Annotated in this window: 8 protein-coding genes; 2 read left to right on the top strand and 6 right to left on the bottom strand. The window is 42.8% G+C overall.

The window, feature by feature from the left end:
* On the bottom strand, positions 1 to 434 hold a 434-nt coding region (locus AC1DRQ_RS28975; RefSeq protein WP_477429233.1), incomplete at its 3' end, for a threonine aldolase family protein.
* A gap of 179 nt (positions 435 to 613) precedes the next feature.
* Between AC1DRQ_RS28975 and AC1DRQ_RS28970 the strand changes: the two genes are divergently transcribed.
* A complete protein-coding gene (locus AC1DRQ_RS28970; RefSeq protein WP_477429231.1) occupies positions 614 to 1,306 on the top strand; it encodes a hypothetical protein in 693 nt (230 codons plus the stop codon).
* A 60-nt stretch (positions 1,307 to 1,366) separates the two neighbouring features.
* On the opposite strand, the gene AC1DRQ_RS28965 is transcribed toward AC1DRQ_RS28970, so the two are convergent.
* Entirely contained in the window at positions 1,367 to 1,864 is a 498-nt protein-coding gene (locus AC1DRQ_RS28965) for an NADH-quinone oxidoreductase subunit C (RefSeq protein ID WP_477429229.1), read from the bottom strand.
* Positions 1,861 to 2,508, bottom strand: a complete 648-nt coding sequence (gene pdxH / locus AC1DRQ_RS28960) for a pyridoxamine 5'-phosphate oxidase (protein WP_477429227.1) — start codon at positions 2,506 to 2,508, stop codon at positions 1,861 to 1,863. The genes AC1DRQ_RS28965 and pdxH overlap by 4 nt, the downstream gene beginning before the upstream one ends.
* A 108-nt stretch (positions 2,509 to 2,616) precedes the next feature.
* Between pdxH and AC1DRQ_RS28955 the strand changes: the two genes are divergently transcribed.
* On the top strand, positions 2,617 to 3,180 hold the full coding sequence (locus tag AC1DRQ_RS28955) for a YqgE/AlgH family protein (protein ID WP_429396001.1): 564 nt from the start codon (positions 2,617 to 2,619) through the stop codon (positions 3,178 to 3,180).
* A 108-nt stretch (positions 3,181 to 3,288) separates the two neighbouring features.
* Here the strand turns inward: AC1DRQ_RS28955 and purE are convergent, their stop codons facing one another.
* From purE to AC1DRQ_RS28940, 3 genes are all read right to left on the bottom strand, one after another.
* Positions 3,289 to 3,780, bottom strand: a complete 492-nt coding sequence (gene purE / locus AC1DRQ_RS28950) for a 5-(carboxyamino)imidazole ribonucleotide mutase (protein WP_477429225.1) — start codon at positions 3,778 to 3,780, stop codon at positions 3,289 to 3,291.
* 271 nt (positions 3,781 to 4,051) lie between these two features.
* A complete protein-coding gene (locus AC1DRQ_RS28945; RefSeq protein WP_477429223.1) occupies positions 4,052 to 5,191 on the bottom strand; it encodes a 5-(carboxyamino)imidazole ribonucleotide synthase in 1,140 nt (379 codons plus the stop codon).
* Positions 5,192 to 5,254: 63 nt separating this feature from the next.
* Positions 5,255 to 5,638, bottom strand: a complete 384-nt coding sequence (locus tag AC1DRQ_RS28940; protein ID WP_477429221.1) for a hypothetical protein — start codon at positions 5,636 to 5,638, stop codon at positions 5,255 to 5,257.
* Between the last annotated feature and the right edge of the window lie 114 nt (positions 5,639 to 5,752).

Below are 5,752 nucleotides of genomic sequence, written 5' to 3'. Positions count from 1 at the left end.
CCGCCTTTGTTTACTGTATTCTCCAGCACCACCAGGCTGGTATGCGGGTAATGGATGTTTTCAGCGTTGATCTCCGGCTCTATCATTTCGGCAGTGATAATGCCCCTGTAACCATTCAGTAAACGGGTTGATACACCCGAATTAAAGGCTATCCCCCCACCCTCGTAACGGTAAACATGCGCGGTTTGATCGGCTATCAGCTCATCCAGCGGCTGCGTAAAGCATTTGATTGCTATTTGGTTAGTCATAGTACCTGATGGGCAAAACAGGCCTGCTTCCATCCCAAAAATGGCCGCGGCTTTTTGCTCAAGCGTGTTAATGGTTTCGTCCTCACCAAAAACATCATCCCCTACTTTTGCGCTCCACATGGCCTCCAGCATTCCGGGAGTTGGTTTGGTTACGGTATCGCTGCGTAAATCAACAGTTAATTGCATGGTAATTATAAATTCCTATTTTAGTTGTCCAAATATCTAAATCTTATGCGTGCAATTTTACTATTATTATGTATTTTATGTGTTACCAGTGTTACCAAGATAAACGGCGATGCTTTTTTGAGTAAAGCAACTGTTACATATTAAATATTCAAAAATTGCGTTCTTAAATTTTAAACGTTATGCGCTCAATTCCCATCATTTTATTTTTAATGTTCTGCTTTACAGCGGCAAAATCGCAAAAATGGCAGCCCGGTAATTTTACCGATGTAAAAGGCAACCGTGAAACGGGTTTTATAAGGGTTAACCCGGGTGGCAAGGGACCGATAAAAGACGAAGGCTTTATTGAGTTTAAAGAAACCGAAAAAAACAATCCATATAAATTAAGCGCCAGTGATTTGCGGTCATTTGTGGCTGGTAAGGACAGTTTTGTAGTTGCTCATGCACCTAAAAACGAATCATGGGGCAAAGAAGAAACCGATTTTGTAAAAGTGGTATTAGATGAACCAACAAAGCTTTATGTAGCCCAGGGCGGCAAAGGTGGTGGTGGCAGGGGCATAGGTTTTTCGCCGGGTGTTGGCGTTGGAGTTGGCAGCGGTGGCTATGGAGGTGGCCTGGGTGGGGGTTTAGGCATATCGCTTGGTGGCGGTGGTGGCCGCAATGGCGGTGGAAAAACCATCTATTATTACGGTGCTAATACCGCCGAAATGGCACGCCTAACCGATGAGAATTTTGAAGACATCATGACCGATATTATGGGTGATGAACCCGAGGTGGTTGAAAAAATAAAGGCCCACCAGTATGGCCTGAAAAATATTGAAAAACTGGTGGCATATTTTAATGAGAAGGTGGCGAAGAGCCCCCCAGCTCCCTAAAGGGGGAGCTTTTGATTAGCATAGCTCACGTTATGTTCCCCTTTAGGGGTTAGGGGGCTTCTAATCTATCTTGATCCCTTTATAATACTCCGCAGCTTTATAATCTTTCCGGAGTGGGAAGCCTTCCCAGTCGTCGGGTAACAATATACGGCGCAGATCGGGATGACCTTCAAAAAATATCCCCAGCAGGTCATAAGCTTCACGTTCGTGCCAGTCGGCAGTGCGGTAAACGCTGGTTATACTTTTAAACTCGGGCAATTTGGCACTTTCACGGTCATGGGCTTTACTTACTTTTAAGGTAAGCTGGGTTTTATATGGTATAGATGCCAGGTGATAAACCACACCGTAGCGGTTACTTTCATCATTATAGTGCACCCCGCTCAGGCTCGACAGAAAATCGAAATAAGTTTGTGGATTATTGCGCAATTCAAGGCATACCGCTACAATATCATCAGGGTTTATGAGCAAGGCGGGCTGTAGCCCACCTGTTTCTTCGCCTGTAATTACTGTTTCACCAAATTTTTGAGTGAGTAATAATTTAATATCGTTAAACATCATGGTGCTAAACGTACTTTTTTCCAGGTTTTCTTATCAGTTTTTTTAAATAAAATGCGGTCGTGCAACCTGCTTGGGCGACCTTGCCAAAACTCAATCAATTGCGGGTTTAAAATATAGCCGCCCCAAAATGATGGCTTAGGCACATCCTTACCTTCATATTCGGCCTCCAGTTGGTTCCATTTTTTCTCTAAAGCATCACGGCCTTCTATTTCCTGGCTTTGCGGCGATACTACCGCCCCTATCTGGCTGCCTTTGGGGCGCGAATGGAAATATCTTTCAGAATCTTCCTTACTCAATTTTTCAATGGTGCCCTCAATGCGTACCTGGCGTTCCAGCTCGCCCCAGTAAAAAGTTAAAGCCCCCTGCGGGTTTTTGGTGATCTCTTTACCCTTGCGGCTTAAATAATTGGTATAAAACATAAATCCGTTCTGATTAAAGCCTTTTAACAGAACAATACGCGCCGATGGTTTTCCGTTTGATGTAGCTGTAGCCAGCGTCATGGCATTGGGTTCATGCAATTTTGCAGCTAAAGCTTCGTTAAACCATTGTTCGAACTGGTTTATCGGGTCGGCTTTGGTATCTTTTTCGGATAATGTGGCGGCAGAATAATCCTGCCTTAAATTTTGTAACTCCTGCTGATTCATTTCATGCAAACTTACAAATTTATTATACCGTAAATATTGTTTATATTTCAATTAATAATTGAACATATTTTAGTTATGCTTGTTAAGTAATTTAAATACTGAACCTTTATGCTAAGTCCTATTTCGGCGGCCACAGGGCGTTTACTAATTTCGGAACCTTTTATGATGGATCCGAACTTTAAAAGATCGGTTATCATACTAACAGAATATTCTGCTGACGGCGCTATGGGCTTTATTTTAAACCATCAGGGCGAATTCTTATTAGGTGATGTATTACCCGATGTTTCATACGCCGAAATGCCCGTTTACGATGGCGGACCAGTAGCTAAAAATACCCTGCACTTTATACACCGCTGCCCCGAAAAAATAGAAGGCGGTATTGAAATTGCCGAAGGCGTGTTTTGGGGAGGCGATTTTGAACAGGCAAAGCAACTGGTATCAAACTACCAGTTAACCGAAAACGAGATAAAGTTTTTTGCCGGATATTCCGGATGGACACCCCAGCAACTTGACGAAGAAATACAGCAAGACAGCTGGATTGTGGCCGAAAATTTCAAGGCCGAAACATTATTCAGCAATGATGAACAAAACCTGTGGAAAGAAGTGGTGATAGGCTTAGGCCAGCGCTACGCCCACATCGCCAATTTCCCTGAAAACCCGGCTTTGAATTAAGTTCTAAGTCTGGAGTTCTAAGTCTGGAGTTCTAAGTCTGGAGTTCTAAGTCTTAAGTTTTAATGCAAGTCACTTAGTACTTAGAACTCCAGACTTAAGACTTACAACCTACCCTTCCATTTCCCTTGCTGAGTCTTCCACTTTCTTTTTAAGATCTTCTTTAAAGTCAATAAGGTTTTTTACCAGGTATTCATCCGCGGTTGACAAGATCTGTGCTGCCAGTATACCCGCGTTTTTTGCGGCGTTAAGTGCTACAGTAGCAACCGGGATACCATTGGGCATTTGTAATATGGAAAGGATAGAATCCCATCCGTCAATTGAATTACTTGATTTTACTGGTACCCCAATAACCGGCAAATGGGTTAAAGAGGCCACCATGCCCGGTAAATGCGCGGCACCGCCTGCCCCGGCAATAATTACCTTAATACCACGATCAGCGGCGGCACGGGCGTAACTGAACATCCTGTCGGGCGTGCGATGTGCAGATACCACGGTGATCTCGTAATCAACACCTAATTCTTTTAAAACATCGGCAGCATCCTGCATAACATGCAGATCTGACTTGCTGCCCATAATGATGGCTACTTTTGGCTGGCTCATTTTGTTGTTTACTTTTTTACTAAAACCGTCATTGCGAGGTACGAAGCATCCCCGATTTGCAGAGTCGCTCTGTATAGCATAGAGATTGCTTCGTACCTCGCAATGACGCGTGGTTATTTATTTCCCAGACTTACGAAGTTTTTAAAACTTCGTAAGTCTCCTATCTTCTACAAGCCTATTCAACGGCTGTCATGCTGAGTCTGTCGAAGCATGGTGGGCAGGCCTTTGCACCTGATCCTTCGACAGACTCAGGATGACAGGCCTCCTTTTTTTAACTTATTACCTTCAATGTCTTCTGCACAAAGCGTGCTTTTTCTATCGCCTTCTCTCTGTCGGCATCTACAATAGTAACATGTCCCATTTTTCTGAAAGGCTTGGTTAGGGCTTTGCCGTATAAATGTACATATACACCAGAAAGTTTTAATACTTTTTCAATACCCTGATAAATGGCAGGCCCCTCATATCCGGTTTCGCCTAAAACATTCACCATAATGGCGTTATTCAGGCAGGCGGTATCGCCCAGCGGCTGGTTAAATATTGCCCTTAAATGCTGCTCAAACTGCGAAACCACGTTACCTTCAATGGTTTGGTGGCCGCTGTTATGCGGTCGCGGGGCAAGCTCGTTAACCAGTATTTTACCGTGTTTATCCAAAAACATTTCAACTGCCAGCAAGCCCACTATTTTGAGGCTTTCGGCAATCTTTTTAGCTATTTGCTCGGCCCGCTCATGTATTTCAAATGGCAGGGTCGATGGTGATATTAAAAACTCAACCAGGTTAGCTTCGGGGTTAAATTCCATCTCCACCAGCGGAAAAGTGCGGATCTCGCCATTTTCGTTACGGGCAACTATAACGCCTATCTCTTTTTCAAAATCAATCCACTTTTCAATCAGGCTGGGTTCTTTAAAAGCGCCTGGCAGGTAGCTTTCATTGGCTACTTTATAAACGCCTTTACCATCGTAACCATCTTTGCGCAGTTTTTGAATATAAGGGAACGGGATATAGCTTTGCTGTAACTGCTGCGGCGATGATATGATCTGGAAATCGGCGGTGGGGATATCATTCTCTTTAAAAAATTGTTTTTGCAGGCCTTTGTCCTGTATCAGTCTGATAATGCGCGATTGCGGATAAACCAGTACACCTTCTTTTTCCAGCTGCTCAAGGGCATCAACATTTACCTTCTCAATCTCGATGGTTAGCAGGTCAACATTCTTACCAAAGTTGTATACGGTTTCATAATCGCCCAGTGAACCTATTGTAAATTCATCACATAGCTTGCGGCAGGGCGCTTCACGATCCGGATCAAGAATCTTTACCGTAACGTTATAATTTATAGCCTGTTGTATCAGCATACGACCTAATTGACCGCCGCCCAGGATACCTAATCTTAAATCTCCGTAAAATGCTTTCATGTTGATGTTGCAAGTTTAGCCTAAATCTTTCAAAAAGCCATAAAATGCTTAAACATCAATAGCTCATGCCTGCTTTTTTACAGTTAAATAATAAAAAACGGAGTGAACAATCAGAAAAACAACACCTGTAATCAGATAAACTACTTTGTATGATGGTTGTAATTTAAGACATACGGTAGTAATAATAAAAATTACCGGTCCCGAGAAATATAACAGCAAACGCACCGGTAAATTACGCCAATAAAGTGGATTGACCAGGAACAATGATGGTAATGYCATGATGAACACAATAATGTTCAGGAAAAATACACCCTCCATAATTGGCGATATAACATGGCTGTAATCAATATCCTTTTGCGTAGCGGCAAAGTATATGCAGCTTGCAGCTACCGAGATGATAAGTGAAAACAGAAAGCCTTTAAAAAGTTGTTTTGTACGTTCCTTCATGGTGTGTTGCTAAATAAAAAACAGACCGACTTTTTGGCCGGGTTGTTCTTGGTACAAAGAAACAGATCAAACCTCAAAAAGCCTTAATCCTAATGTCACAAATTGAGTGACATT

The sequence above is a fragment of the Mucilaginibacter sp. P4_E8 genome (assembly GCF_056401495.1).
The sequence above is the reverse complement of the archived record's forward strand: the minus strand, read 5'-3'. Positions and strand labels throughout refer to the sequence as shown.

Bases quoted from the DNA above. Each gene is read 5' to 3' on its own strand.
- AC1DRQ_RS28965 (WP_477429229.1), bottom strand. From the start codon at position 1,864: ATGATGTTTAACGATATTAAATTATTACTCACTCAAAAATTTGGTGAA.
- AC1DRQ_RS28955 (WP_429396001.1), top strand. From the start codon at position 2,617: ATGCTAAGTCCTATTTCGGCGGCCACAGGGCGTTTACTAATTTCGGAA.
- purE (WP_477429225.1), bottom strand. From the start codon at position 3,780: ATGAGCCAGCCAAAAGTAGCCATCATTATGGGCAGCAAGTCAGATCTG.
- pdxH (WP_477429227.1), bottom strand. From the start codon at position 2,508: ATGAATCAGCAGGAGTTACAAAATTTAAGGCAGGATTATTCTGCCGCC.
- AC1DRQ_RS28970 (WP_477429231.1), top strand. From the start codon at position 614: ATGCGCTCAATTCCCATCATTTTATTTTTAATGTTCTGCTTTACAGCG.
- AC1DRQ_RS28945 (WP_477429223.1), bottom strand. From the start codon at position 5,191: ATGAAAGCATTTTACGGAGATTTAAGATTAGGTATCCTGGGCGGCGGT.